This window comes from Aminobacter sp. DSM 101952, assembly GCF_001424795.1.
GTDB classification, from domain to species: Bacteria; Pseudomonadota; Alphaproteobacteria; order Rhizobiales; family Rhizobiaceae; genus Aminobacter; species Aminobacter aganoensis.
Genome location: NZ_LMCL01000003.1, coordinates 180,268 through 205,120, shown reverse-complemented (window position 1 = coordinate 205,120; position 24,853 = coordinate 180,268). Strand labels below are relative to the sequence as shown.

27 protein-coding genes are annotated in these 24,853 nt (G+C 63.4%); 10 read left to right on the top strand and 17 right to left on the bottom strand.

Annotated features, from left to right (window positions below):
• Nucleotides 1-141: 141 nt before the first annotated feature.
• The 5 genes from ASC75_RS05515 to ASC75_RS05495 all read right to left on the bottom strand — a co-directional run bounded on the left by ASC75_RS05515 (nucleotide 142) and on the right by ASC75_RS05495 (nucleotide 5,177).
• Complete coding sequence (locus ASC75_RS05515) at nucleotides 142-378, bottom strand: DUF1344 domain-containing protein (RefSeq protein WP_055971420.1); 237 nt, start codon at nucleotides 376-378, stop codon at nucleotides 142-144.
• A gap of 212 nt (nucleotides 379-590) precedes the next feature.
• On the bottom strand, nucleotides 591-1,829 hold the full coding sequence (locus tag ASC75_RS05510) for an O-antigen ligase family protein (RefSeq protein ID WP_055971417.1): 1,239 nt from the start codon (nucleotides 1,827-1,829) through the stop codon (nucleotides 591-593).
• The gene (locus ASC75_RS05505; RefSeq protein WP_055971414.1) at nucleotides 1,826-3,361 is read right to left on the bottom strand and encodes an undecaprenyl-phosphate glucose phosphotransferase; all 1,536 of its coding nucleotides are present in this window, start codon (nucleotides 3,359-3,361) and stop codon (nucleotides 1,826-1,828) included. Before ASC75_RS05505 ends, ASC75_RS05510 begins: the two co-directional genes overlap by 4 nt.
• A 97-nt stretch (nucleotides 3,362-3,458) precedes the next feature.
• On the bottom strand, nucleotides 3,459-4,595 hold the full coding sequence (locus ASC75_RS05500) for a glycosyltransferase family 4 protein (RefSeq protein WP_055971714.1): 1,137 nt from the start codon (nucleotides 4,593-4,595) through the stop codon (nucleotides 3,459-3,461).
• Nucleotides 4,596-4,610: 15 nt separating this feature from the next.
• Nucleotides 4,611-5,177, bottom strand: coding sequence for a polysaccharide biosynthesis/export family protein (locus ASC75_RS05495; protein ID WP_055971411.1), 567 nt, complete (start codon nucleotides 5,175-5,177; stop codon nucleotides 4,611-4,613).
• A gap of 201 nt (nucleotides 5,178-5,378) precedes the next feature.
• Here ASC75_RS05495 and ASC75_RS05490 point away from each other — a divergent pair, with 201 nt between their 5' ends.
• Nucleotides 5,379-7,574, top strand: a complete 2,196-nt coding sequence (locus ASC75_RS05490) for an exopolysaccharide transport family protein (protein WP_055971408.1) — start codon at nucleotides 5,379-5,381, stop codon at nucleotides 7,572-7,574.
• Here ASC75_RS05490 and ASC75_RS05485 read toward each other — a convergent pair.
• The gene (locus ASC75_RS05485) at nucleotides 7,571-8,770 is read right to left on the bottom strand and encodes a GNAT family N-acetyltransferase (RefSeq protein ID WP_055971406.1); all 1,200 of its coding nucleotides are present in this window, start codon (nucleotides 8,768-8,770) and stop codon (nucleotides 7,571-7,573) included. The genes ASC75_RS05490 and ASC75_RS05485 overlap by 4 nt on opposite strands.
• Before the next feature lie 89 nt (nucleotides 8,771-8,859).
• Here ASC75_RS05485 and ASC75_RS05480 point away from each other — a divergent pair, with 89 nt between their 5' ends.
• Entirely contained in the window at nucleotides 8,860-9,909 is a 1,050-nt protein-coding gene (locus tag ASC75_RS05480; protein ID WP_055971403.1) for a polysaccharide deacetylase family protein, read from the top strand.
• Between the two features lie 3 nt (nucleotides 9,910-9,912).
• On the opposite strand, the gene ASC75_RS05475 is transcribed toward ASC75_RS05480, so the two are convergent.
• Nucleotides 9,913-10,131, bottom strand: a complete 219-nt coding sequence (locus ASC75_RS05475; RefSeq protein ID WP_055971400.1) for a DUF2842 domain-containing protein — start codon at nucleotides 10,129-10,131, stop codon at nucleotides 9,913-9,915.
• A 159-nt stretch (nucleotides 10,132-10,290) separates the two neighbouring features.
• Here ASC75_RS05475 and ASC75_RS05470 point away from each other — a divergent pair, with 159 nt between their 5' ends.
• On the top strand, nucleotides 10,291-11,385 hold the full coding sequence (locus tag ASC75_RS05470) for a COX15/CtaA family protein (protein ID WP_055971396.1): 1,095 nt from the start codon (nucleotides 10,291-10,293) through the stop codon (nucleotides 11,383-11,385).
• On the opposite strand, the gene ASC75_RS05465 is transcribed toward ASC75_RS05470, so the two are convergent.
• The 3 genes from ASC75_RS05465 to speB all read right to left on the bottom strand — a co-directional run bounded on the left by ASC75_RS05465 (nucleotide 11,375) and on the right by speB (nucleotide 14,197).
• Nucleotides 11,375-12,214, bottom strand: coding sequence for an aminoglycoside phosphotransferase family protein (locus tag ASC75_RS05465; RefSeq protein ID WP_055971393.1), 840 nt, complete (start codon nucleotides 12,212-12,214; stop codon nucleotides 11,375-11,377). The genes ASC75_RS05470 and ASC75_RS05465 overlap by 11 nt on opposite strands.
• 1 nt (nucleotide 12,215) lies before the next feature.
• A complete protein-coding gene (argC, locus tag ASC75_RS05460) occupies nucleotides 12,216-13,154 on the bottom strand; it encodes an N-acetyl-gamma-glutamyl-phosphate reductase (protein ID WP_055971390.1) in 939 nt (312 codons plus the stop codon).
• 86 nt (nucleotides 13,155-13,240) lie between these two features.
• Nucleotides 13,241-14,197 (bottom strand): agmatinase, encoded by a 957-nt coding sequence (speB, locus tag ASC75_RS05455; protein ID WP_055971388.1) that lies wholly within the window; start codon nucleotides 14,195-14,197, stop codon nucleotides 13,241-13,243.
• Between the two features lie 228 nt (nucleotides 14,198-14,425).
• Between speB and ASC75_RS05450 the strand changes: the two genes are divergently transcribed.
• On the top strand, nucleotides 14,426-15,490 hold the full coding sequence (locus ASC75_RS05450) for a glycerophosphodiester phosphodiesterase family protein (protein WP_055971385.1): 1,065 nt from the start codon (nucleotides 14,426-14,428) through the stop codon (nucleotides 15,488-15,490).
• A gap of 30 nt (nucleotides 15,491-15,520) precedes the next feature.
• Here ASC75_RS05450 and ASC75_RS05445 read toward each other — a convergent pair whose 3' ends face one another.
• The 4 genes from ASC75_RS05445 to ASC75_RS05430 form a co-directional block, all read right to left on the bottom strand.
• Nucleotides 15,521-15,802, bottom strand: a complete 282-nt coding sequence (locus ASC75_RS05445) for a hypothetical protein (RefSeq protein ID WP_055971382.1) — start codon at nucleotides 15,800-15,802, stop codon at nucleotides 15,521-15,523.
• 126 nt (nucleotides 15,803-15,928) lie between these two features.
• Entirely contained in the window at nucleotides 15,929-16,405 is a 477-nt protein-coding gene (rpsI, locus tag ASC75_RS05440; RefSeq protein ID WP_055971379.1) for a 30S ribosomal protein S9, read from the bottom strand.
• A 2-nt stretch (nucleotides 16,406-16,407) separates the two neighbouring features.
• The gene (rplM, locus tag ASC75_RS05435) at nucleotides 16,408-16,872 is read right to left on the bottom strand and encodes a 50S ribosomal protein L13 (RefSeq protein ID WP_055971376.1); all 465 of its coding nucleotides are present in this window, start codon (nucleotides 16,870-16,872) and stop codon (nucleotides 16,408-16,410) included.
• A gap of 213 nt (nucleotides 16,873-17,085) precedes the next feature.
• Entirely contained in the window at nucleotides 17,086-17,550 is a 465-nt protein-coding gene (locus ASC75_RS05430; RefSeq protein WP_055971373.1) for a PaaI family thioesterase, read from the bottom strand.
• A 173-nt stretch (nucleotides 17,551-17,723) separates the two neighbouring features.
• Between ASC75_RS05430 and ASC75_RS05425 the strand changes: the two genes are divergently transcribed.
• The 5 genes from ASC75_RS05425 (at nucleotide 17,724) to ASC75_RS05405 (ending at nucleotide 21,398) form a co-directional block, all read left to right on the top strand.
• Complete coding sequence (locus tag ASC75_RS05425; RefSeq protein WP_055971371.1) at nucleotides 17,724-18,545, top strand: enoyl-CoA hydratase; 822 nt, start codon at nucleotides 17,724-17,726, stop codon at nucleotides 18,543-18,545.
• 2 nt (nucleotides 18,546-18,547) lie between these two features.
• Nucleotides 18,548-18,970 (top strand): VOC family protein, encoded by a 423-nt coding sequence (locus ASC75_RS05420; protein ID WP_055971368.1) that lies wholly within the window; start codon nucleotides 18,548-18,550, stop codon nucleotides 18,968-18,970.
• Between the two features lie 70 nt (nucleotides 18,971-19,040).
• Nucleotides 19,041-19,562: a CoA-binding protein gene (locus ASC75_RS05415; RefSeq protein WP_055971365.1), complete on the top strand. Its 522-nt coding sequence runs from the start codon at nucleotides 19,041-19,043 to the stop codon at nucleotides 19,560-19,562.
• 145 nt (nucleotides 19,563-19,707) lie between these two features.
• Nucleotides 19,708-20,991, top strand: coding sequence for an O-acetylhomoserine aminocarboxypropyltransferase (locus ASC75_RS05410; RefSeq protein ID WP_055971362.1), 1,284 nt, complete (start codon nucleotides 19,708-19,710; stop codon nucleotides 20,989-20,991).
• Between the two features lie 62 nt (nucleotides 20,992-21,053).
• Nucleotides 21,054-21,398: a cupin domain-containing protein gene (locus tag ASC75_RS05405; protein WP_184117325.1), complete on the top strand. Its 345-nt coding sequence runs from the start codon at nucleotides 21,054-21,056 to the stop codon at nucleotides 21,396-21,398.
• A gap of 4 nt (nucleotides 21,399-21,402) precedes the next feature.
• On the opposite strand, the gene ASC75_RS05400 is transcribed toward ASC75_RS05405, so the two are convergent.
• The 3 genes from ASC75_RS05400 to ASC75_RS05390 all read right to left on the bottom strand — a co-directional run bounded on the left by ASC75_RS05400 (nucleotide 21,403) and on the right by ASC75_RS05390 (nucleotide 23,597).
• Entirely contained in the window at nucleotides 21,403-22,059 is a 657-nt protein-coding gene (locus ASC75_RS05400) for a CatB-related O-acetyltransferase (protein WP_055971359.1), read from the bottom strand.
• Nucleotides 22,060-22,083: 24 nt separating this feature from the next.
• A complete protein-coding gene (locus ASC75_RS05395) occupies nucleotides 22,084-22,686 on the bottom strand; it encodes a class I SAM-dependent methyltransferase (RefSeq protein ID WP_244487758.1) in 603 nt (200 codons plus the stop codon).
• A 77-nt stretch (nucleotides 22,687-22,763) separates the two neighbouring features.
• On the bottom strand, nucleotides 22,764-23,597 hold the full coding sequence (locus ASC75_RS05390) for a hypothetical protein (protein WP_055971352.1): 834 nt from the start codon (nucleotides 23,595-23,597) through the stop codon (nucleotides 22,764-22,766).
• 398 nt (nucleotides 23,598-23,995) lie between these two features.
• Between ASC75_RS05390 and ASC75_RS05385 the strand changes: the two genes are divergently transcribed.
• Entirely contained in the window at nucleotides 23,996-24,628 is a 633-nt protein-coding gene (locus tag ASC75_RS05385) for an ATP-dependent Clp protease proteolytic subunit (protein ID WP_055971349.1), read from the top strand.
• Nucleotides 24,629-24,853 lie beyond the last annotated feature (225 nt).

Genomic DNA, 24,853 nt, shown 5'->3' with positions numbered 1-24,853 from the left:
GGTATCGCGCCATCTTTGCGAACTGAATTGGCTGCGTGCAGTTGGCCGGAGCCCGGACGAAAATAGCCATGGGTGGGAGGGCCCATGGCTATTCAAAATTGACGAATCCTCGATGCGATCATCGAGGTATCCGCAGTCTGTTTAGCGGAGAACGCTCTGGACGCGGTCGCCTTCGTCGTTGAGCTGGATCGAGATCTTTTCGCCGACCTGGATCGCCGGCAGAGCAACGTCGCGCGGAATAGTATAGCTCTGGCCGTTCTCGAGCGTAATAACGCGAACGTCGGAGTTGATCTTGGCAACAACGCCGTCGGCGGATGAAGCAAGAGCTGCACCGGTCATGAGAACGAACGCAGAAGCGGCGAGGATGAACTTGTTCACGACAATATTCCTTTCATTTTTCGGTAGCGAGGCCGAGAGGTTTTGTCGGCCGTTTCGCTTACAGAATGTACATAGGTACCTATCTTTTAGATTGCTACAGGTCGAACGGTAACTCTGTGTCACAAAACGCTCACGGCGATTTGAGCCGGCAAAACGTACCGGGCTGTTCACCAAAGCCGGAGTGATGCGCGTAAGTGCCGAATGTAGCTGCGTCAGTGCGTGTGCAGCGCGAGCGTGCGCTGGTGGCGTGCCTCGAGCGCGATCGCGCCCCAGATCAGGCCGAGCAGCAGGTAGAAATGGCGCCAGTGGTCGGTGTCGATGACGGTGCCGAGGGCGATGTGGCCAAGGAAGACGACATAGGCCGACAGCAGGTAGGGCTGCCACGGTCGGTTGCGCAGCAGGATGCGGAAGCCGGCGGCTACGGTCCACACGATCAGCGTCAGGTAGCTGGCGAAGCCGAGCCAGCCATAATCCATCAGCGCCTTGAGCCAGATGTTGTGCGTGTCCTCGCCATAGATCTGGCCGAAGACCAGCGGACCGATGCCGAGCGGCTTTTCGGTGGCCAGCAGGAAGCCGATGCCGTAGCGCGCGAAGCGGCCGAGGCGCGCGCCGTCATAGTCCTGCACGAGCTGGGCGCGTGTCGTGAACAGTTCGCCGACGCCGGGAATTTGCAGCGCGATGAGCAGGGCCGTGGTCAGCAATGTCACCACGGCCATGCACATGACCACGAGCCTGAGCCGGAAACGGCCGCTGTTGCTCTGCAGGAACAGGAAGCCGGTGAGCAGGATTGCCGAGGTGGCGAACAGGCCCCAGGCACCGCGCGAGAAGGACAGGAAGATGCCGCCGGTGATGATCAGCAACAGCATCGCATCCAGCGCCATCCTGGCGGAACTTCCGGTCAGGACGCGGTAGAGCAGGTAGATGCCCGGTAGCGTGAGGAACGGACCGAAGACGTTGGGGTCCTGGAAGGCGCCGGCGGCGCGATCGAACTTGGTGAACATCTCGGCCCCCGGCACGGCGCCGAAATATCCGGCAATGCCGAGCAGCGAGGTGACCACGGCCGACGTCACCCAGGACAGGAAGATGACCCGGTAGAGCTTCGGGTCGGTCTCTGTCACCGCGGCAAAGAAGATCGCCGTGAACGCCAGGAACAGCGACACCGCCAGATAGAGCGGCGTGTTCATGAGGTTCGGCATCTGGGTCATCGAGATCATGCCGCCGATGTTGAACACCACGAGCAGGACGACGAGCGGCGTGATCGCCCGCGTGATGCGCAGCCCGAACAGCGACCAGACGGCGATCAGCCCGGCCATGTAGAGCTCGTAAGGGGCCGGTTCGCGAATGACGAAGCCCGACAGCAGCACGCCCAGCGCGATCGCACCGGAGGCGACCAGCCCGATCAGCTTGGCATTGATCGCGGCTCGCGGCAGCTCATATGTGATCGCGCTCAATAGGCGTTTTCCGTGTCGAGCAGGCGGATCGGCGTGAGGAACAGGATCCTCATGTCGAACCAGAGCGACCAGTTCTCGATGTAGTAGAGATCGAATTCGGTGCGCTTGCGGATCTTCTCGTCGGTATCCATCTCGCCGCGCCAGCCATTGATCTGTGCCCAGCCGGTGACGCCGGGCTTGACCTTGTGGCGGGCGAAATAGCCGTCGACCACTTCATTGTAGAGCAGGTTGTGCGATTGGGCCGCCACCGCATGCGGGCGTGGGCCGACCAGCGACAGGCTGCCGAACAGCGAGTTGAAGAACTGCGGCAGCTCGTCGATCGAGGCCTTGCGGATGAAGCGGCCGACACGGGTGACGCGGGGGTCGTTCTTGGTCACGCTCTTGCGCGCCGAAGGGTCGGACTGGTCCGTATACATCGAACGGAACTTGTAGACCTCGATCACCTCGTTGTTGAAGCCGTGGCGCTTCTGCTTGAACAGCACCGGGCCCTTACTGTCGAGCTTGATGGCGACGGCGGTGGCGATCATCACGGGCGAAAAGACGATGATGCCGAGCAGGCTGAACGCGATGTCGAATGCGCGCTTGGCGACCGAATCCCAGTCGTTGATCGGCTTGTCGAAGATATCGAGCATCGGCACGGCGCCGATGTAGGAATACGAACGCGGCCGGAACTGCAACTGGTTGGAGTGTGCCGACAGGCGGATGTCGACCGGAAGCACCCACAATTTCTTGAGCAGTTGCAGAACCCTGGTCTCCGCCGTCAGCGGCAGCGAGACGATCAGCATGTCGATGCGGGCGATGCGCGCGAACTCCAGCAGTTCCGAAACCGTCCCGAGCTTCGGATAGCCGGCGACGATCGGTGGCGACCGCTTGTCGTCGCGGTCGTCGAAGATGCCGCAGATGCGGATGTCGTTGTAGGGCTGCTGCTCGATCGAGCGGATCAGCACTTCGGCCGCCTTGCCGCCACCGACGATGACGGCGCGCCGCTCCATCCGTCCGTTGCGTGCCCATCTGCGGATGACGCGCGCCATGATCAGGCGCAGGCCGATCAGCAACCACAGGCCAAGCACGAACCAGCTGCCGAACAGCAGGCGGGAATATTCCGCCGAAACCTTCATGAAGAAGGCCGTGACCGCCATCAATGCGAAGGTCGTTGCCCAACCCAGGGCGATCCGCCCGATCGAGGCGCCCGGTCGCAGCATCGACTGCAGCTGGTAGCAATCCATGACCTCGAAGAAGAGGACGGCAGCAAGGGACCCGGCCAGGATGACGAGCGGATATTGCCAGCTGAGATGGCTGAGAAAGCCGACATGGTAGGCAAAAAGCGCCAGTCCAGAGATGACGAGCACGGCGAACTCGGCGAGGCGCAGCCAACCGCTGACCATGACCGGGGACATGGTGTCGCGCCGGTATTGGGCAGCCACCTCCTGGGCGACACTGCTCAGCTTGGCGCTATCGGATTTGGTGCCGTCGCCGCTAGCCGCCTTGACGGCTTCCGCACTGAAGCGGTGCTTTGGGTCGAAATTGCTCATGGTCGTCGATCTGTTGGCCCGTCGCCGGATTGCCAGATGGGCTTAGCAAAGATGAGCTAAGAAACCCTTGAGCGGGTCGGATGCCTTCTAAAGGTCTTCAACTGCGGCTTGGTGCGAGGGCCGAGAAATATGCTTTCTCGATGTCGCTGGCCATCACGCTCACCCCGAAGCGGGACTTCAGTTCGACAGGCCCGGGCATCAGTTTTCCATAGGCAACGGGGTTTTCCAGCGACGAGCGCATCCTCTCGCCGATCTCTTCGGCACTGGGCATGACCAGGGCAGGGGAGTTCGTTCCGAGGATTTCGGGAATGCCGCCCACCGCGGTTGCAATGATGGGTTTGCCCGCGGCCAGGCTCTCGAGCACGATATAGGGCATGGCCTCGGCGCGCGAGGGCACCACGACGCAGGCAGCAAGGGCGAACGCCAGCCGCGCCGGCATGGGCGGCATGAAGCGGACGTCGCCGGCAAGGCCCAGTCTTTCGACCTGCGCACGGTAGCGCGGCAGGTCCTCGCCGTCGCCGACCATCACGGCGGTGACGTTGCGGCCGAGATGTTGCCGCAGCCTGGCCAGCGCATCGATGAACAGGTCCGGCCCCTTCAGGTCGCGCATCATCCCGATGTACAGAAAGTCGGCGCCGCCCACGGGCACCGGCTCGAACTCTTCGTCCCGCAGCCCGTTATAGACCAGGCTGTTCGGCACGCGCGGAGCGCCCACCTTGCGGATGAAGGTCCGGCGTTCGTAGTCGGAGACGAACAACAGGTGGTCGGTGAAGCGTTCCATCAGCCGTTCGAGTCCGAAGAACAGCTTTCCCGTAAGGGTCCTCTCGTCATAGTGCAGACTGCCGCCATGCGGCGAATAGAGGCGGGCCACGCAATACCTTGAAACCCGCAACAGTGAGCCGAACGCACGCGCATAGACGCCACCCTTGGCGCCGTGCCCGTGCAGCACGTCCGGCCGCAATTCCTTGATGATCTTGTAGGTGCGCCAGCCGGCGGCGATGTCGCCGGGCCCGACGTGGCGCTGCATCGTGGTGCGCCAGATCCCGAGCGCCAGCATCGGCTTGATCGCCTCGAACAGCCGCTCTTCGTGATCGCCGCCCGTGGACAGGTCGCAGATGATGCCGACCTGGTGGCCGGCTGCCACCTGTGCCTCTGTCAGGTCGCGCACATGTCTGAAGATGCCGCCGACCGGCGACCTGAAGCAGTGGACGATCCGGAGTTTGCGGGGCGCGATCTGCTGCACGGCGGCTTAGAACAGCCGTTCGCGGACGTAGATCGTATCGCCGGGCAGGAGCGGGTCGCTGGTCAGCACGCGACCGGTCATCACCTTGCCGTTGATGTCGCGGGTGATGTCGACATTGCCCTGGTTGGCGCGGGCGCTGTAGCCGCCGGCCATGGCCACGGCCTTTTGCACGGTCAGCCCGGGGACATAAGAATACTGGCCCGCGGCCCCGACTTCGCCCATGACGAAGATCGGCCGGTAGCGGTCGACTTCGACCGAAACGTCAGGATCGCGCAGATAGCCCTGGCGCAGCTTGGCTGCCAGTGCCTTCTCGACCTCCTGCGCAGTGTAGCCGCGCGCCGGAACGCCGCCGACGAGCGGGAAGGAGATGTAGCCCGACTGGTCGACGCTGTAGGTGTTCGTCAGCCCTTCCTGCTCGAACACGGTGACCCGGATGCGGTCGCCGGCGCCGAGGCGGTATGGCTGGTCGAGGACTTCATGAAAGGCAGCCGGTGCCGGTTTGTAGCTCGAGCAGCCGGTGAGGGCGAGCATGACGGCAACAAGCGCGTGGCTGGCGGCAAGGGAGCTTTTCATTTCGGCAGACACACCTTCGACTGCTTGCCGCCACGCTGCGGGAGATCGGTTGGCGTCCGTTATCGTCTTGTTAGGGTTAATGCCCGGTAAAGGCCTGGGCGGTCTCTGTGGCATGGGCCGTGGGAAGGGGCTGCGGCCGTTAACGCCTGGGTTACCATGTTTGTTTACCGTGCGGCCTGCTTAGCCTCGGAGTAGGAATGCATGTCGGGCGTTCAATCCACTGCCGGTGATGTCGATGTTGATCTCGGCCATCTCTTTGCCAGCCTGGCGAGGAACTGGTTGCGCTTGCTGTTGGTTGCAGTGGCCGTCACCGCGCTCGCCTTCGTGCTGGCGTCGATGGCAACGCCGAAATACCGCGCCGAGACGCGTCTTCTGATCGAAACGCGCGAGTCGGTCTTCACGCGGCCCGACGGCAGCAGCGAGAGCGAGCGTCCCATTCTCGACGAGGAGGGGGTTACCAGTCAGGTCGAGGTCGTCGGCTCGACCGACATTCTCAAGCAGGTCGCCAGGCAGCTCGATTTGGCCAGCCGGCCGGAGTTCGACGCGGCCGCCGACATGTCGACGCTTTCGCGCCTCATGGTCATCGCCGGTCTGAAGAGCGATCCCAACGAATTGCCGCCAGAAGAACGCGTGCTCAAGTCGTTCCGTGAACAGCTGACGGTCTACCGCGTCGAAAAATCCCGCGTCATCGTCATCCAGTTCTCCTCCTCCGACCCAAAACTTGCCGCCGATGTGCCGAACGCCATCGCCGATGCCTATCTGGCCTTCCAGCGCGGCGCGAAGCTTGAATCAAACACCGAGGCGACCGACTGGCTGAAGCCCGAGATCGACGACCTCAACCAGCGCGTCAAGGACGCCGAGGCGCGCGTCGCCAGCTTCCGGGCACAGTCCGACCTGCTTGTCGGTCAGAACAATTCAGTCCTGGCCACCCAGCAATTGTCCGAACTGTCGAGCGAGCTGTCGCGTGTCCGCGCCAGCCGCTCCGCCGCCGAGGCGACGGCCCAGAGCGTACGCCAGGCGCTGCAGCGCGGCGGTTCGATCGATGCCGTGCCGGAAGTGCTCTCGTCGGGCCTCATCCAGCGCCTGCGCGAACGGCAGGTGCAGCTCAAGGCGGACATCGCCGATCTTTCGACGACGCTTTTGCCGAACCATCCCCGCATCAAGGCGCTCAACTCCCAACTCGCCGATCTCGACGTCCAGATCCGCTCCGAGGCCGAGAAGGTGCTCAAGGGGCTGGTCAACGAGGCCGCCAATGCCGACCTCCGTGAAAAGCAGCTCGTCGCCGCGCTCAACACGCAAAAGGCCGAATCGGCCCGGGCGTCGGAAGAAGAAGTCGAACTGCGGGCACTGGAGCGCGAGGCGGCGGCCCAGCGTGCGCTGCTCGAATCCTATCTCACCCGCTACCGCGAGGCCTCCTCGCGCCAGGACCGCAACTATCTGCCGGTCGACGCGCGCGTCTTTTCGCGCGCCATCGTGCCGTCCGAATCCTACTTCCCGAAGATCGTGCCGATCGTCGGCGCAGCCTTCGTCGGTTCGCTGCTGCTGATGGCAATCTTCACGCTGCTGCGTGAACTGTTCTCCGGCCGTGCCATGCGCCCCGCTGCCGGATCCCGCGTAACGCCGGTGACGCAGGTCGCCATGCCGGCGCGCCGCGCGGCAAGCCTGCCCGACGAAGCGGAGCCGCAGTCGTGGGATGACGCCGGCGAGCCGGCCGTCGCCGTCGAATATGAAGACACGCAGCCCGAAATCCAGACGCTTGACGACGAGGAGCCGCTCGTCGCCGCGACGCCGACCCAGCCCCATGCCGGCATCAGCATCGAGACGGCAGCCGAAAGGCTCATCGCCGGCGGTGCCGCACGCGCCATCTTCATTTCGCCCGAGGGGGACGATGCGGCAGCGACGGCCGTCCTGGTGGCCCGCGAAGTGGCCGACACGGGACTGCGCGTGTTGTTGCTGGATCTGACCGCGTCAGGTGCGGCGTCTCGGCCGATGCTCGACGGTGGCCGCTATCCCGGCATCACCAACCTCCTTGCCTCTGAAGCCCAGTTCAGCGACGTCATCCGCGCCGACCACTATTCGGACTGCGATGTCATGCCGGTGGGCACCGCCGATCCGGCGCGCGCGATGCGTGCCGCCGATCGCCTGCCGATCATCATGGAATCGCTGACGACGGCCTATGATCTGGTGGTTGTCGAGTGTGGCCCGGCCGATGCCGACGAGATCAGGCGCCTGGTCGGCGATGGCACCGAGGTGCTGGTCAGCTTCCTTCAGCATGACGACGAGATCGCCGATGTGGCCGACGGCCTGCGCGCCGGTGGCTACGAGGACGTCATCCTGGTGACGCCGGTCGGCCACGACTTGCCGACGACGCCACTGCCGACACGCTCGGCGGCCTAGTCTTCCTCGGCGGCGGGGGCGTCCTTGCCGCGCACGCCTGACCTCAGCCGCTTGAGCATTGCCCAGAGCCTGGCGTTGTTCTTGACCGCGCTCTTGAGCCGCGAGATCGATTTCAGGGCCAGCGCATAGAGCCGGCCCTTCACCGTCAACGGCACCAGAACGTCCGAGTGCTGGATTTCGACGTCGCACCACTGGCGCTTGTACGGCTCGTCGCCGACACTGAAATCGTAGATGTCGAAGCCCTGGTCGCAGGCTTCGGATATGTTGTCGAAGAAAAGGTATTCGCCGGGGCTGGCAAAGGCCAGCTCGTCGTCGGCGATGGCGCCGAACTCGCAGACCAGGCGGTTCCCGGCCCGGCTCGATCCGGTGACGGCACGGTACTTTCCGCCGACCTCCAGCCCGTGCAGGACAAACGGCGGCGGATCTTTCTGCAGCGCATCGGCAAACAGCTTGCGGAAGAACGTGCGGACGCTGGCGTCGGCGAAGACGTCGACAATGCCCATCGCGCCAAAACGCTGCTCCTTCATGGCGAAGAAGGCGTCCAGCATGGCGTTCGCATCCGCTTCGGTGGTGGCAACGATGCGGCGGGCACCACCCACGGTTTCGTATTTCCGTTCCTGGCTGCGATGCCGCTTGCGTTTTCTCTTGCCGCTGGTGCGAGCCAGAACAGCCTCGAAGCCGCCGTCGAGATTGACGGCAAGGGCAACGTTGGGGCTTGGCGTGGAAGCCAGCTTGAGCAGCGGATTTGGCAGCCCGTCGAATTCGGTAATCAGGCGGTCGAACGCGACGATGTCGATATCAGGCCGCGCCCGCCGGATCGAGCCAACGAGCGTTTCGATCGCGGCGGCGCTCGCCGTCGCCGGCCAGGTCCGGTCCACGGCCGGAAAATTGCCGTTCGCGTGCTTGCCGCTGAGAAAGCGTGCGATGCGGAACGGCCCTTCGCGGGTCACTTCCAGGGTTACCGAGAGCACCGGGCGTCCCTTGGCGCTCAATGTGGCAATTAGCGCATCGACGGTGTGTGTTTCGGTCCATGCGGCTGCCCATTCCGCGCTCTGCGATGGTCCCGCAACGCTGGCCAGCCTGCCATAGGCCGCCATGGCCTCGGAGGAGGCTGCGACCGCGACTGCACTCATCGCATTGCCGGAAGTCGCGACTTGGCGCGTCAGCATCTCGCGGTCTGCGGCAGCGTCAACCATACTTCAATCCTTGCCGGCTATTCATCGGCATACAGGACGCGTCCCCTGCGTGTTCGATGCAGCCAAGCCTATGCGCCAAAGGTGAAGGAATGATCGACGCAGCCCGTAAGCTGGCTTTCCTGCTGATCGGACATGCCGGCCTGGGCGCCTTGGCCAAGCCTCTTGTGGGCGGCGTTGGCGCAATCCTGATGCTGCACCGTGTCACCGCCTTCTCTGGTCGGCCGGACGGGCCCAACCGCCATCTCAGCATCACGCCCCAGTTCCTCGACGCGCTGATCGGTGAGATGAAGCGCTTGGGTCATGCCTTCGTCTCCATGGACGAGGCCGTTGCGCGCCTGCGTTCGCCGGGCAGGGGCGGCCAGTTTGTGGCATTGACCGCCGACGATGCCTATCGCGACAACCTGACCGAGGCGCTCCCCGTTCTGGAAACCCATGCGGCACCGATGACCATCTACGTCGCCCCGGGCCTGACCGGCGGCGATGCCGATCTCTGGTGGGAAGTGCTCGACGATATCGTCGAGGCGGCAAAGCCGCTCTCTGTAGCCATGCCGGATGGCGAGATGAAGCTCGATTGCTCGACGGCGGAAGGGCGAGCAAACGCTTTCCGGCGCCTGTCGGCCCACATCACCAGCGAAGTGCGCGAGGAAGACCAGCGCACAGTCCTGCGTCGATGGGCTGCCCAAGCCGGCGTCGACGCCGCCGCGCTTAACAGCAAGCTGCTGATGACCTGGGACGAGATCAGGCGATGTGCCGCGCATCCGCTGCTCACCATCGGCGCGCATACGGTACACCACTACAATCTCAAGCGCCTGAGCAGGGAAGCCGCAGTGCGTGAAATGTACCGCTCGCGCAGCATGATCGAGGCTGAGCTGGGCTTTGCACCTCGCCATTTCGCCTATCCCTATGGCTATCCGGCGGCGGCGGGTTTGCGCGAGACCGAACTGGCGCGCGAAGCAGGCTATCTCTCGGCGGTGACGACGCGCCACGGCATCCTGCGGCCCGAGCATGCCGGGAGCCTGCATGCCCTTCCCAGGCTGTCGGTCAATGGCAGGCACCAGGATCTGGCGGCAATGCGGGCGATGCTGTCGGGCGCGACGACGCTTTTGGCAAATCGCGGCCGGCGGGTGGTTACGGTCTGACGGCTAGCGGCCGGCGGCCTTGGACGGCTTGAGCATCCATTTGATGATCCACATTGCCGGCAGGATCCACAGCAGGCCGCTGAAGAAGAAGAAGGCGAGGTGGACGACCGGGCCCGATTGCGACAGCTGCGCGACGGCAACCATCGTCGCCACCAGCGAGTAGACGATCACCAGCAGCACCAGCAGCACGGTGCCGATCAGCTTCTTGACGCGAACGGGCATTTCTTCATCCTTTGTCCAGGCTTCGCATAGTCGCTCTGGCCAGGCGGCGCAACTGCCGAGGCGGCGCGGCGCGACGGCGTGTCGCGTGGGCCGAACTTGCCAGCGGGGCCACTATGGTCCACCAGTCCCGCGGTTTCGAACGAGCCGGGAACGATCGCAATGTCTGCCATGACCAACACTGCCGCACCGCTTGCCGAGCGAAACCGGGAACTGCGCAACCGCGCGCTCGTACGCGGCTGGCTCTACGTCGTGCTCTTGGTCCTGTTCGCTCTCGTCATGGTCGGCGGCGCCACGCGCATGACCGGCTCGGGACTTTCCATCACCGAATGGAAGCCCATCCACGGCGTCATCCCGCCGCTCAACCAGGCCGAATGGCAGGAAGAGTTCGAAAAGTACCAGCAGATCCCGCAATACGAGCAGGTCAACAAGGGCATGACCGTTGACGAGTTCAAGGGCATTTTCTGGTGGGAGTGGGCGCATCGCCTGCTCGCCCGCGGCGTCGGCTTCCTCGTTGCCATTCCGCTCGCCTTCTTCTGGCTTTCCGGCCGCCTTGAGCGCCGTCTCAAGCCGCGTCTCGTCGGTCTTCTGGCGCTTGGCGGTTTCCAGGGCTTCATCGGCTGGTGGATGGTTGCCTCGGGGCTTTCGGAGCGGGTTTCGGTCAGCCAGTACCGCCTTGCAATCCACCTGACCTTCGCCTGCATCATCGTCATGGCCGTCGCCTACATCGCGCGCGGGCTGGCAAGCTATTCGGAAAAGCCCGCCGATCGCCGCGTCCAGCGCTTTTCGGGCATCATGGTGCTGCTGGTCATGTTCCAGATCTATCTCGGCGCGCTGGTCGCCGGCCTGCACGCCGGCCTCAGCTACAACACCTGGCCGCTGATGGATGGCGCCATCATCCCCGGCGACCTGCTCGTCATCGAGCCGCTCTGGCGCAATTTCTTCGAAAGCCCCAAGACGGTCCAGTTCGTCCACCGCATTTTTGCCTACACGGTCCTGGTGGTGGCCCTGTGGCACGCGTTTTCGACGATGCGCGTAGCGCCGGCGTCGACGCATGCGCGCCGGGCTTGGCTGCTTGCGCTGCTGATCCTGGGGCAGGGCGCGATCGGCGTCGGCACCCTGCTTGCGCAGGCGCACATGCATTGGGCGCTGCTGCACCAGGGTTTTGCGCTTCTCGTACTAATTTTCGCCACCGCCCATTGGCGCGGCACCAAGGGCGCCTATCCCCTGGAAAACGACGTGGAAGTCAGAAGCTAGAGCGCACCTTGCGGATCGCTTCCACGACCGCGAGTTCGCTCTGCTCGTCCTCGGCGTTGTTGTCTTCGGCATGCCAGGACGCCGACAGGCAGCCCCAGGCGATGGCATGGTCGAGGATCGCGTCGGGACGCTGGCCCAGCGTCCTTGCGAATGTCTCGGCCATGTAGGCGACCCGTTCGGGGTCGAGGCTGAGGTCGTGCCGGTACAGCGGATTGTAGAACAGGTTTGCCGCGTCGAAGGCCGGGTCGCCAATCAGGCCCTTGGGATCGATCACCAGCCAGCCGCGCTCGCCAAGCAGGATGTTGTCGTGGTGCAGGTCGCCGTGCAGCACGCGCAATTCGTGCGGATTTGACAGCAGGCGCTCGGCAATCGTGGCGGCCTCGACATAGGGGCTTTCCGCAGCGGCGTCGCGATCGCCGTTGGCCTTCTTGAACAGGCTCGCGTAGCGTTCTCTCAATGGCTGCAAATCGGCGGGAGGAGGGGTGTCGGACGGCGACAACAGCCTTGCCATCGCCTCGTTGGCGATGTCTGTCGCATGGCGGTCCCCATGTTCGTTCAACTCATAGGTCAGCAGCCGGTCGCCGGCATATTCGAGAAGCATGTCGTGCCCCTCTAAGCCCAGCAGCCGGACTGCTCCCATGCCACCGCGCCACGACAGGTAATGCGCGCCGCGAAGCTCGTCGGCGACGTCGTCGAAAGGCTTGAGCGCCTTGACGACGGCTGGAGTGCCGTCTGCCCGCCGCACCTTCCAGATGCGGCTGGAAAACGTCTCGGCGATAAGCTGCGGATCGGTGACGTTCCAGCGCGCCGGAAAGACAGCCTGATCCACTTTAGTGCTTGAGCCCGAGCATCAGGTCCATGTTCTGCACCGCCGCACCCGAGGCACCCTTGCCGAGATTGTCGAGCAGGGCGACGAGATTGACCTGGCCTTCGCCCTCGGTGCCGAAGACGTAGAGCTTCATGCGGTCGCTGTCGGCCAGTTCGGTCGGGTCGAGGCGAGCGAGCTTGGCGCTCGTTGCCAGCGGCACGACTTCGACGATGTCCTGCCCGGCATAGTGCGAAGCGAGCCTGGCGTGGATGTCGCCCATCGACACCGCTCCGTTGAGATCGGCGAGGTGCAGCGGCACCTGCACGATCATGCCCTGGGCGAAGCGGCCGACCGACGGCGCAAAGATCGGCCGCCGCTCGAGCAGGCCGTGCTGCTTCATCTCGGCGACGTGCTTGTGCGTCAGTGGCAGCCCGTAGAGGAAATGCGGCGAGGCGATGTGATCCTCGCGGCTTGGGTCTTCCATCTGGGCGATCATCTGCTTGCCGCCGCCGGTATAGCCCGAGACGGCGTTGACGCTGACCGGATAGTCGGCGGGCAGGATGCCTGCCGCGACCAGGGGCCGGACGAGCGAAATGGCGCCGGTGGGATAGCAGCCCGGGTTGGCGACCAGCCGCGCATCGGCGATGCGCTGGCGCTGGGCCGCGTCCATTTCGGCAAAGCCATAGGCCCAGTCGGGATGGGTGCGGTACGCCGTCGACGTGTCGATCACGCGCGTCGAGTTGTTGCCTTCCAGGATGCGCACCGCTTCCTTGGATGCATCGTCGGGCAGGCACAGGATGGCGACGTCGGCCTCATGCAGACGCTCGGCTCGGAGGTCGACGTTGCGGCGCTCGGCCTCCGGAATGGACAGGACGGCCAGATCGTCGCGCGCAGCGAGCCGCGTGCGGATCTGGAGGCCAGTGGTGCCGTGCTCGCCGTCGATGAAGATTTTCGGTTTCATTGTCTGTCGTTCCGTCGAAAAATAAGCAGTGTCAGAGGGTTGTGGCTAAAATCGGACTCAATTCGGCAAGCCGTTGATTCATCGCCTCAGCCGTTGTCTCGTGCCTTCCGTTCAGCCAGCAGGCCGAGATAGTGCATCGCGACCGTCGATCCGGCGATGGCGGTAATATCGGCATGGTCGTAGGCCGGTGCAACCTCCACGATGTCGGCGCCGACAATATCGATCTGGGTCATCTGGCGCAGCACCGAAAGGATCTTGGCCGACGACGGGCCGCCTGCCACCGGCGTGCCGGTGCCGGGCGCGTAGGCCGGGTCGAGGCAGTCGATGTCGAAGGTGACATAGGTCTTCTTGCCGCCGGTGCGCTCGGCGATGGCATAGGCGATGTCGGCGGCGCGCATCTCCTCGACCTCGTGGCCGTAGAGGATCTTGATGCCGAAGTCTTCCGGCGCGTGCGTCCGGATGCCGATCTGGATCGAGCGGTCGGGGTCGATGATGCCGTCCTTCACCGCGCGGCCGACAAACGAACCGTGGTCGATGCGCTTGCCGTCGTCAGGCCAGGTGTCCTGGTGGGCGTCGAACTGCACCAGCGCCATCGGGCCGTGGATCGCGGCATGCGCCTTCAGCACCGGCCAGGTGACGTAATGGTCGCCGCCGAGCGTCAGCAGGAAGGCGCCCGACTTCAGGATCTTGGCCGCCTCGCGCTCGATGGCGCCGGGCGTCTTCTGGTGGTTGCCGCTGTCGAGCAGGCAGTCGCCATAGTCGATGACCGACAGATCGTCGAACAGGTCGCGGTTGAACGGATATTGCGGGTCGCAGTCGAAGATCGCCGAAGCGCGGCGGATTGCCTGCGGCCCGAAGCGCGCGCCCGGCCGGTTGGTCACCGCGGCATCGAACGGAATACCCCAGACGACCGCGTCGGCGCCGTTGACGTTCTTCGAATATTTGCGGCGCATGAAAGACAATGCCCCTGCATAGGTCGGATCACTCGAACGGCCGGTGTTCGTCCGCGCGGTAAAGGCGTGATCGATCGATGAAGCGGGCATGGGCAGTCTCCTCAGTCGGTCTATCGGAATGCGAGGCGCAAGAACTACAGAAGCAGGGCGCAAGATGCCAGCCCCGTCGCGTCCGGCGTATGACAGCCCCGCAACCCGCGCTTTCTCCGGCCATTGCCCGCATTTTCTCCGGTCATTTGAATGTCATCTGCCCTACACGCCCCTGTCACCGCAGCTGGGTAAGTCGTTGCACGCATCCTCTAGCGTGGAGCGATTCCAATGCGGACAGTCCTGGCAGGCACAGCCTCGCTACTCCTTGCACTCGGTCTTGCCACCGCGAGCCATGCCGGCTCCCGCGTCGAGCAGATCCTCGAACGCTACGAGAATGCCAATCGTTGGCGCGACCACGTCATGGTCGTTGCCCATCGCGGCGGCGGGCTGGAAGCAGGCAAGTCGCGCTATCCCGAAAATTCCATCGCCTCGATCCGCGGCGTCATCGCCTCGGGCGCCGAAATGGTCGAGATCGACATCCGCCGTTCGAAGGACGGCGAGTTGATCGTCATGCATGATAGCTGGCTCGACCGGACCACCAACTGCAGGGGCGAGGTCATTGCCCGCACCATGGACGAACTCAGGCGCTGCCGACTCGTCGTCGAAGGCACCGGTGCCGTGACCGGCGAGACGGTGCCGACACTGCGGGAAATGCTTGCGGTCACCAAGGGCAGGATCCTGGTCAATCTCGACAACAAGCTGGAGACGGCCGACCTCGCCGACATGGTGGCGCTGGCGCGAGCCATGGGCATGGAGGAGCAAGTCGTGGTCAAGGCGAATCTCTGGAGCGCCGAACGCCTGGCTTCGGTCAAGGAAACCATGAGTCGGGTCGGCAGCGGCTTCCAGTTCATGCCGATCATCGCCGACGACGCGGTGCGCGATGCCGGCTTCATCGCGGCGGCGGGGCGGGCCTTCTCGGCGCGGGCTGTCGAATTGATCACCTGGCGCGGCAACGCCGACAAGATGACGGAAACAGGCGGACCGCTGTTTTCGGCCAGGGTGAGGGCGGCGTCCATCCGCGACAACTGGCACATCTGGGTCGACACCCACGCCATCGTCAACAAGCCGGGCGGCTATCTCTCCGGCGGTCGTGGCGACGAACTGGCTGTCGCGGCAGGTTTTCCCAACGACGTGTTCGGCTTCTGGGCGGAGCGCGGCGCCACCATGATCCAGACCGACGAACCAGGGGCGGCCATCGATTGGCTGGCAGCCAATGGCTATCGCGTGCCCTATGCCGACGCCGACGAATCGGTGGCCGCGGCAACGGGCGATGCCCCGGCGCCAACTAACTGACGGGTGCGATGGCGGTGCGAGCGCTGTCGGCTAGTACTCGCTGGATCTCCGAAGAGCCTTGCGCCGGTCCTTGAGCGAATATTTCGAGCCGCCTTCCTTGAGCATCCTTCGGCCCTGCTTCTTGCAGCGGCTGTCGGCCTTCCTGGCAGCTTTTCTTGCATCGGCGCCTTTTTCCAGCGCCCTGTCATGGGCCCGCATCCAGCAGGTATCGAACTGCGACGACCGTTTCAGGAACTTGTTGGTGGCCGCATCCACCGTCGTGGCGGGAGCGGCGAAAGCCACCGCGAGGGCCAATGCGAGCATGCGGACCATCGAGATCTCCCATCCGGGCTGTTCGGCATCTGCGCAAGGATCATACGTCAGCCATGGCCGGACGGCATGCAAAAAGAAAAGGCCGCCCGAAGGCGGCCTTTCCGAAAACTGCAGGTCCCGAGGCGCTTAGCGCTTCGAGAACTGGAAGCTACGACGGGCCTTGGCCTTGCCGTACTTCTTACGCTCGACGGTACGGCTGTCGCGGGTCAGGAAGCCGCCCTTCTTGAGCACGCCGCGCAGCGTCGGCTCGTAGTAGGTCAGCGCCTTGGAGATGCCGTGACGAACGGCACCGGCCTGGCCCGACAGACCGCCGCCGACGACGGTGGCGATGATGTCGTACTGGCCGACGCGGTTTGCCGCGACGATCGGCTGGTTCAGGATCATCTGCAGCACGGGACGGGCGAAGTAGGCCGCGAATTCCTTGCCGTTGACGACGATCTTGCCGGAGCCGGGCTTCACCCAGACGCGGGCGATGGCGTCCTTGCGCTTGCCGGTGGCATAGGCGCGGCCGCTCTTGTCGAGCTTCTGGACGTGGACCGGAGCTGCCGGCTGTGCGGCGGCAGCGACAGTGCCGAGTTCTGCGAGCGAGCTGAGATCAGCCATGATTACGACGCCTTCTTGTTCTTGGCGTTCAGCGCGCCGACGTCGAGCGTCACAGGCTGCTGAGCGACATGCGGATGTTCGGCGCCTGCATAGACGCGAAGGTTCTTCATCTGGCGACGGCCGAGCGGGCCGCGCGGGATCATGCGCTCAACCGCCTTCTCGAGAACGCGCTCGGGGAAACGGCCTTCGAGCAGCTGGCGCGCGGTGCGCTCCTTGATGCCGCCGGGGTGGCCGGTGTGCCAGTAATACACCTTGTCGGTGAACTTCTTGCCGGTGAACACGACCTTGTCGGCGTTGATGATGATGACGTTGTCACCGTCGTCGACGTGGGGCGTGAAGGTGGGCTTGTTTTTGCCGCGGAGGATGTTGGCGACGATGGTGGCGAGACGGCCGACGACGAGACCCTCGGCGTCGATCAGCACCCACTTCTTCACCACGTCCGCAGGCTTCTGCGAAAAGGTTGCCATGGTTACATGCTTTCGTTTGGGACCTTCCGGAGAAGGCGTTTCTTGTTGCTTTCATTGGCGAAGGCTGTCCCTGCCGCCAATAACAAAACGGCGACCCGAACGGGGCCGCTGCTTTGGTTGGGCTTATAGGCGAGGGCGGCTGGCCCGTCAAGCGCATCGAAACGGGTGCCATCTCATTAAAGATAGCAAAAACAATACGATAGTAGTGCGGTATTATTTTACCGCACCGGTTGGTCGCTTCGGCGGGATCGAGTAGGTGCCGGTTGCATGTGCCACGGTCTGCTGGTCGGGCCCTGCGACGATGTCGATATCGAACACCATCAGGCTCCTGCCCAGCTTCAGGATGCGGCAGTGGCCGTCGATCGGACCGGCTTCGGCCTTGCGCATGAAGTTGATGTTGAGGTTGGTCGTCACCGACAGCGCGTCCGGACCGGCGTGGCTGAGCACACAGACATAGCCGCCAATGTCGGCGAGCGTGAAAAGCGATGGCCCCGAAACCGTCCCGCCCGGCCGGAGATGGCGTTCGTCGGCGTTGAGCCGGACCGTGCAGCCCCCGGGGAAGACCTCCGTCACCTGGTAGAAATCATAGTGCTCGTTGAGCTGGGGGTAGACTTCCTTCAGGAGGCGGTTGACCTCCTGCGCCGTCATCGTCGGCGTCAATCCGTGCTGCTCAGGCATTGGCTCTTTCCATCGGCTTGCGGGCTCCCGCACCACTTTTCTGCATCTCGTGCGAACCTTTGGATTCGCTGCAGGCACATAGTTGGGAACCAAAACTTGAGTGCAAGCGTATATTCTCCAAATTCGAGGCTGGCGATTCTCCTTTCGCCGCATTGAGTTCACTTGGGGGCATCATGGCCGAAATCGTCGCCATCAAGCGCAGCGTACCGGAAGGTCCGGTGCGTTCGAGTCTGGACAAGGGCGTCCTGCGCCTCGTGCTCGCCAATCCGCCGGCAAATGCCCTTTCGATAGAGACAATGACTGCACTCCAGGCTCAGCTGGACGGCGCCCGCGACGACAAGGCTGTGCGCGTCATCGTGCTCGCGGCCCAGGGCAACGTGTTCTGCGCCGGCCACGATCTCAAGGAGATGACGGCGCACAGGGGCGATGCCGATCGCGGACGTGCCTTTTTCGAGCTGACCATGTCGCGCTGTTCGGCGCTGATGCAGTCGATCGTGCGCCACCCCAAGCCCGTCATCGCCGAAGTCGACGGTCTGGCGACCGCAGCCGGACTGCAACTGGTCGCCAGCTGCGACCTTGCCATCGCCACCGATCAGGCTGCCTTCTGCACGCCGGGCATCAACATCGGCCTGTTCTGCTCGACGCCGATGGTGGCGCTGTCGCGCAACGTCTCGCGCAAGCAGGCGATGGAAATGCTGCTGACCGGCGAGACGATCGACGCCACGACCGCGCGCGACTTCGGCCTGGTCAACCGTGTGGTGCCGCGCGAGTACCTGAATCACATTGTCGGAAAATACGCCCAAACCATTGTTTCCAAATCGCCTTCGACACTGAAGATCGGCAAGGAGGCGTTCTACGCCCAGGCCGAGATGGGGCTCGTCGAGGCTTATGACCATGCCGCCCGGGTGATGGTCGAAAACATGCTGGCAAGCGACGCCGAGGAGGGCATTGGCGCCTTCCTCGCCAAGCGCCAGCCGGAGTGGAAGGGAGAATAGACGTGGAACCGCGGATTTCTCTCGTGACCCTGGGGGTCGACGATCTCGACCGCGCCGCGCGCTTCTATGAGGCGATGGGGCTCAAGCGCAATCAGTCGATCACCGAAGGCGTCGCCTTCTTCCAGATGGGTGGCCTGGTGCTCGGTCTCTGGGGGCGCGAGCACCTGTCGTCCGACGCGGGCATTGCCGGCGGCAAGGGCGGCTTTTCCGGCGTCTCGCTGGCCTACAACACGCGCACCGAAGCCGAAGTGGACGAAATTCTCGCCGCGGCAGAGAAGGCCGGCGGCCACATCGTCAAGCAGGCGCAGCGCGCCTTCTGGGGCGGCTGGTATGGCTATTTTGCCGATACCGAAGGCCATCTCTGGGAAGTCGCCCACAATCCCGACTTCGCGATCGCCGAGGATGGCAGCATCTCGCTGCCGTAAGGCACAGCCTGCCCTGTCGGATTTGCGGCCATTGCCGAAAGGCGGTATCCAGCCTCGAACGAGGACGGCCATGAACCACGACACCTACGACGATGCCTACATCGCCGGAATCCTGAATTCGGTCCGCACCATCGCCGTCGTCGGCGCGTCGGCCAACGACGTCCGTCCGAGCTATTTCGTTACCAAATACCTCATCGCCAAGGGCTACGACGTCTACCCGGTCAATCCGGGCCACGCCGGCAAGGAAATCCTCGGCCGCATGACCTATGCCGGCCTCGCTGACATTCCCGTGGCGATCGACATGGTCGACATCTTCCGGGCGTCGAGCGCCGTGCCTGCCATCATTGACGACGTGCTCAGGCTCGACCCGCTGCCCGCGGTCGTCTGGATGCAACTGACAGTTCGCCATGACGAGGCTGCCGCGCGCGCCGAAGCCGCAGGCATCAAGGTGGTCATGAACCGCTGCCCCAAGATCGAATATGCCCGACTGGCCGGCGAGATTGGCTGGACAGGCGTCAATTCCGGCGTGCTGTCGTCGAAGCGGCCGGTGATGCGGCAAGGCTTCCAGAGTTTCGGCATCCGCGCAAAATAAACAGCGGCAGGCGTTGCTTTCGGGCGGCACGCGGAAATTTCGTCCACGACTACCAGCCAGTCTGAAATTTTCGTCTTTGCATTCCGTCGCGGGCTCCGCCAAAGATGTCAGCCGAATTTGATGGACCTAGTCTTTGGAGAGAACCATGTCCCAGCGTACCCCGGGCTTCAACACGCTTGCCGTCCATGCCGGCGCGAAACCCGATCCGGCCACTGGCGCGCGCGCCACGCCGATCTACCAGACCACGTCCTATGTCTTCGATGACGCCGACCACGCCGCTTCGCTGTTCGGGCTGAAGGCTTTCGGCAACATCTACACCCGCATCATGAACCCGACCCAGGCCGTGCTCGAAGAGCGTATCGCGGCCCTCGAAGGCGGCACGGCAGCGCTCGCTACCGCCTCCGGCCATGCGGCGCAGATGCTGGTGTTCCACAATCTGATGCGCCCGGGCGACAATTTCATCGCAGCCAACAAGCTCTACGGCGGCTCGATCAACCAGTTCGGCCACGCCTTCAAGAACTTCGGCTGGGAGGTCCGCTGGGCCGACACCAACGATCTCGCTGGTTTCGAAAAGCACATCGACGGCAAGACCAAGGCGATCTTCATCGAGAGCCTTGCCAATCCCGGCGGCATCTTCGTCGACATCGAGAAGGTGGCGGACATTGCCCGCAAGCATGGCCTGCCGCTGATCGTCGACAACACGCTGGCGAGCCCGTATCTGATCCGCCCGATCGAGCACGGCGCCGACATCGTCGTGCATTCGCTGACCAAGTTCATCGGCGGCCACGGCAATTCGATCGGCGGCGTCATCGTCGACGGCGGCACCTTCGACTGGTCGAAGTCGGGCAAGTACCCGATGCTGTCGGAGCCACGCCCCGAATATGGCGGCGTCGTGCTGCACGAAACCTTCGGCAACTTCGCCTTTGCCATCGCCGCGCGCGTGCTCGGCCTGCGCGATCTCGGCCCGGCGATCTCGCCATTCAACGCGTTCCTGATCCTCACCGGCCTGGAGACGCTGCCGCTGCGCATGCAGCGCCATTGCGACAATGCGCTCACCGTCGCCGGCTGGCTCTCCGACCATCCCAAGGTCGAATGGGTCGCCTATCCCGGCCTCAAGAGCGACAAGAACCACGCGCTGATGAAGAAGTACTCGCCGCAGGGCGCTGGTGCCGTCTTCACCTTCGGCCTCAAGGGCGGCTACCAGGCCGGCGTCAAGTTTGTCGAGGGCCTCGAGCTGTTCTCGCACCTTGCCAACATCGGCGACACCAAGTCGCTCGTCATCCATCCGGCCTCCACCACCCACCGCCAGCTCTCCGACGAGCAGAAGGTGGCGGCTGGCGCTGGCCCTGACGTCGTCCGCCTGTCGGTCGGCATCGAGGACGTCAGCGACGTCATCGCCGACCTCGAACAGGCGCTGGCCAAGGTCTGATCGGTCATGCAACAGTGGCCCCGGCCCCAAGCCGGGGCCATTTTTGCATCCTGGGGGTGGACTTGCCGAGATTCCTGACGATCGAGACCGATGGCATCGAGCCGGAAGCCGGTGCTCCGGCGGAAGGCCGGCTGATCTCCGGCGATCCGAAATTCCGCACCTGGAACGCCGAGGAAGCCGAAGGCGGCCTCTATGCCGGCATATGGGAGGCGACCCCCGGCAAGTGGCGCATCGAATACGACGAATGGGAGTTCTGCCACATCCTGTCGGGCGTTTCGGTGCTTGCCGAGGAGGGCGGCGAGACCCGCACCGTGCGTGCCGGCGACAGTTTCGTGCTCAGGCCCGGCTTCAAGGGAAGCTGGGAAGTGCTTGAAACGACTCGCAAGGAATACGTGATCCGCGTCTGAACAGTCACGCCCGCCCGTCGTCATATTTTGCCGAGGCGCTTGCCAGTGCGTCGATCTCGCTTGCGCAAAGCAGCGGTTTCAGCGCCTCGAATTTCTCCGCCGTCCAACTGTAGACCTTCAGCTCCAGCAGCCGGTCGAGGGTGGCCTGGGGGAAACGCGTCTTGATCGGCACTGCCGGATTGCCCGCAACGATCGTGTAGGGCGCCACGTCCTTGGTGACGATCGCGCCTGACGCGACGATCGCGCCTTCGCCGATGGTGATACCAGGCATGATCATGGCACGCATGCCGATCCAGGCGCCGTCGGCGATGACCGTGTCGCCCTTGCCGGCATAGGCGTCGACGATGAATTCAGCGAAGGGATAGAGGCTGAACCAGTCCGTCCGGTGCGTGTGGTTCCCGCCGAGCAGGATCACCGCCTCGGCACCGATGCAGACATAGTCGCCAATATGCAGTTGGTCGATCGGCCATGCCGGTTCCCACGCCTTCAGGCTGTAGTCGTCGCCATAGAGGTAGCGCACTACGCTGTCTTCGAACGATCCCGTCCACGCATTGCTGTAATAGCTGTGCGTCCCGCGAATGCGGATGTTCGGATTTCGGACGGTCTCGTGCAGGTACTCCACCTTGGACCAGTGTTTGTTCGTTTGGGTCGGATCATTCATCGCGGGCATTCCATTTGGTTCGAATTAGCCGGCCTTGGTGGCGACGGCATGAAGCCAGTCCGTCGGCTGGCCGTCATAGCCGCTTCCGGTTTCCCGGCCGATCTCCAGGGCACTCCAGCGCTCCGTGCCATAGGCCTGTGCCAACCATTCGGGAGACGGGTAATTGTAATACCTTCCGAAGCGATCGCGTCCTTCGGCTTGGCCGGCCTTGAAGCTGGCGTAGAATACGCCACCCGGCTTGAGCGCTGCATGCACCCGACGGACGATCGAAGGCAGTTGAGGGCGCGGCACATGCAACAGGCAGGCATTGGCCCAGACGCCGTCGTAGCTGTCTTGGTCGTCGATGTCCTCGAAGAGCAACACCTTGACCGGTCGTCTGAGGCGTTTCGCGGCGGCGGCAGCGATCTCGGGCGTGCCATCGGTCGGCATGACATCGAAACCGCTCGCCAGCATCGCTTCGCTGTCCTGCCCGGCGCCGCAGCCAAGTTCGAGCACGCGGGCTCCCATCGGCAGGCGCGCCATGAAGGTGCGAAGGTGGCGCCTGTTCGCCGGTTCGCCCCGCGTCGTATAGGCTTCTGCCTCGTTCGCGTAGAACTTGATCGTCTGGTCGTCCTTGGCTTGCGTCACGGGTCTTGCCCTTTTCAAGTTACGTCCAGACCCTTGAGTGCCAAGCATCGCTTGATGGCCTCCCGCTCTAAGGCTCGTCAGTGCGGCTCGCAAACGACCTGTGGCCGGGTGGTAGGGTTTGGATGCTCGGCCAGGGACTCTGGTAGAAATGCTTGGCTGCGATAAGACCAGTTTTGCATGTCGTACCGGACGCCGGAATCCACGATCAAAAGACCATGATTTCTCAGGAAGTTCGGGCCGCTTTGGCCTTGGTAGCGCGGCTCGCGGAAGGTAAGCAGCGATAAGTCCAAAATGTTGCCAGCGGTCCGTGCGCCCGATTGAATGCAATATGGGCGACCGCTTGCGCTCCTTTGCGCCTTTTCGAGAACAACAGATGCGGTGAAGCCGGCGAGGGCAATCGAGGCGCTCGCGGTCGCTGCGACTACCATGCATGCGATACCGTAGGGGTCTTCGGATAGTGGCCTCGACTCTTTGCGACTACGCCAAATCGCCTGCTGCAACGACAACACTGCGCAAGCCGTGAGCAGCGCGAAAACCACGTCTCCTCGCCAGCGGCTGAAGATGCCGAGTCCAAACAGGAGCATTAGGATGGCTGGAACTGCGGCCAGCAAGGCCAATATTTCATCGTGGTGAGAGGTCGGCGTTTTCGCCGCGCGGAATAGAAGCAGCATTGACCCCGCAACAAACATCGCGACGAGCCCGAAAACCAATGCGCTTGCAACGAGTCTGGCCAAGCCCAGGCGGTCATCCGACGCAATCAAAGGCCCATGCAGCATCGCGGCGATCAGGCAGGCGTTTAGTGTGAACACTGCAAAGGAAATCGGCCACCTTGCCACTGCCAGGCCAAAGGTCGCCAGTAGTAGAGGTGCGTAGATAGCCAGGAGTATTACGAAATTTAGGTCGACCAGCATGTTTCGCCATTGTTGTCAGCTATTGCCTTCAGTTACAGCAACCGAAGAGGTCCCGGAAATATCTTTGCACCGCGAGTTTGATGTATGGTGTATGAGCCGCATCGGTGGCGAAATCTGTGACGGACGCAGATTCCTTGCCGATCTCGACTGATTGGCGCGAAGAATGGCTCAAGTGCCAGACGATCGCATCGCAGGTTCGGCTCATTTGTCGAGTCAGGGGAGGGTGACGGGGGGCGCGGCCATTGAGCCAGCGCTTGCCGAAAGTTAGCGGCAGCTGAAATCAAGCCCCTTTACCGGCCTTGCACAATGATGACGCGGCATCCTATTTACAGGGCAAAGCCTCTGAACCGATTCTGCCCGCCCGGAGCCGGAATCCCATCTCGATAAAGGGATAGTCGATGAAGAACCCCGTCGAAACATACATGAACCTCGTTCCGATGGTGGTCGAGCAGACCAACCGGGGCGAGCGCGCCTACGATATCTTTTCGCGCCTGCTCAAGGAGCGCATCATCTTCATCACCGGCCCGGTCGAAGACGGCATGGCGACGCTGGTTTGCGCCCAGCTGCTGTTCCTCGAAGCCGAGAACCCGAAGAAAGAGATCAGCCTCTATATCAACTCGCCCGGCGGCGTGGTGACTTCGGGCATGGCGATCTACGACACCATGCAATTCATCAAGCCGGCGGTTTCGACGCTGTGCATCGGCCAGGCCGCCTCGATGGGCTCGCTGCTGCTTTGCGCCGGCCACAAGGACATGCGCTTCGCCACCCCGAATGCCCGCATCATGGTCCACCAGCCTTCGGGCGGCTTCCAGGGCCAGGCTTCGGACATCGAACGCCACGCCCAGGACATCATCAAGCTCAAGCGTCGTCTCAACGAAGTCTATGTCAAGCACACGGGCAAGGACTACGAGACCATTGAAAAGACGCTCGACCGCGACCATTTCATGACTTCGGACGAGGCACGCGACTTCGGTTTGATCGACAAGGTCATCGATAGCCGTGAAGCCGTTGAGGGTGCCACCGCTTCGTGATTGGACGCTGCGACCTGCCGATCGGGTCACATCTCGCATTTTTGAGATGTCCTGCGGCATTTCGGACACATTTTGCTGTTCCCTCGGCGAAAGCGGCGGCCTACGTTAAGGCTGCGTTGAGCTTCGACGGCTTAGCGTTGTTCAAGGGTGCCGCGACTCGTTGCAGCGACTTCTGGAATGTGAGTTGTACGGAGCTCGTTGCGGCGGCCAGGGGCTGGCGGTGGC

Coding starts and splice junctions, on each gene's coding strand:
- ASC75_RS05400 (WP_055971359.1), bottom strand. CDS start 22,059: ATGAATGATCCGACCCAAACGAACAAACACTGGTCCAAGGTGGAGTAC.
- ASC75_RS05390 (WP_055971352.1), bottom strand. CDS start 23,597: ATGCTGGTCGACCTAAATTTCGTAATACTCCTGGCTATCTACGCACCT.
- ASC75_RS05470 (WP_055971396.1), top strand. CDS start 10,291: ATGTCTGCCATGACCAACACTGCCGCACCGCTTGCCGAGCGAAACCGG.
- ASC75_RS05495 (WP_055971411.1), bottom strand. CDS start 5,177: ATGAAAAGCTCCCTTGCCGCCAGCCACGCGCTTGTTGCCGTCATGCTC.
- ASC75_RS05445 (WP_055971382.1), bottom strand. CDS start 15,802: ATGGTCCGCATGCTCGCATTGGCCCTCGCGGTGGCTTTCGCCGCTCCC.
- rpsI (WP_055971379.1), bottom strand. CDS start 16,405: ATGGCTGATCTCAGCTCGCTCGCAGAACTCGGCACTGTCGCTGCCGCC.
- ASC75_RS05415 (WP_055971365.1), top strand. CDS start 19,041: ATGAACCACGACACCTACGACGATGCCTACATCGCCGGAATCCTGAAT.
- rplM (WP_055971376.1), bottom strand. CDS start 16,872: ATGGCAACCTTTTCGCAGAAGCCTGCGGACGTGGTGAAGAAGTGGGTG.
- argC (WP_055971390.1), bottom strand. CDS start 13,154: ATGAAACCGAAAATCTTCATCGACGGCGAGCACGGCACCACTGGCCTC.
- ASC75_RS05385 (WP_055971349.1), top strand. CDS start 23,996: ATGAAGAACCCCGTCGAAACATACATGAACCTCGTTCCGATGGTGGTC.
- ASC75_RS05430 (WP_055971373.1), bottom strand. CDS start 17,550: ATGCCTGAGCAGCACGGATTGACGCCGACGATGACGGCGCAGGAGGTC.
- ASC75_RS05505 (WP_055971414.1), bottom strand. CDS start 3,361: ATGAGCAATTTCGACCCAAAGCACCGCTTCAGTGCGGAAGCCGTCAAG.
- ASC75_RS05410 (WP_055971362.1), top strand. CDS start 19,708: ATGTCCCAGCGTACCCCGGGCTTCAACACGCTTGCCGTCCATGCCGGC.
- speB (WP_055971388.1), bottom strand. CDS start 14,197: ATGCCCGCTTCATCGATCGATCACGCCTTTACCGCGCGGACGAACACC.
- ASC75_RS05475 (WP_055971400.1), bottom strand. CDS start 10,131: ATGCCCGTTCGCGTCAAGAAGCTGATCGGCACCGTGCTGCTGGTGCTG.
- ASC75_RS05480 (WP_055971403.1), top strand. CDS start 8,860: ATGATCGACGCAGCCCGTAAGCTGGCTTTCCTGCTGATCGGACATGCC.
- ASC75_RS05425 (WP_055971371.1), top strand. CDS start 17,724: ATGGCCGAAATCGTCGCCATCAAGCGCAGCGTACCGGAAGGTCCGGTG.
- ASC75_RS05485 (WP_055971406.1), bottom strand. CDS start 8,770: ATGGTTGACGCTGCCGCAGACCGCGAGATGCTGACGCGCCAAGTCGCG.
- ASC75_RS05450 (WP_055971385.1), top strand. CDS start 14,426: ATGCGGACAGTCCTGGCAGGCACAGCCTCGCTACTCCTTGCACTCGGT.
- ASC75_RS05490 (WP_055971408.1), top strand. CDS start 5,379: ATGTCGGGCGTTCAATCCACTGCCGGTGATGTCGATGTTGATCTCGGC.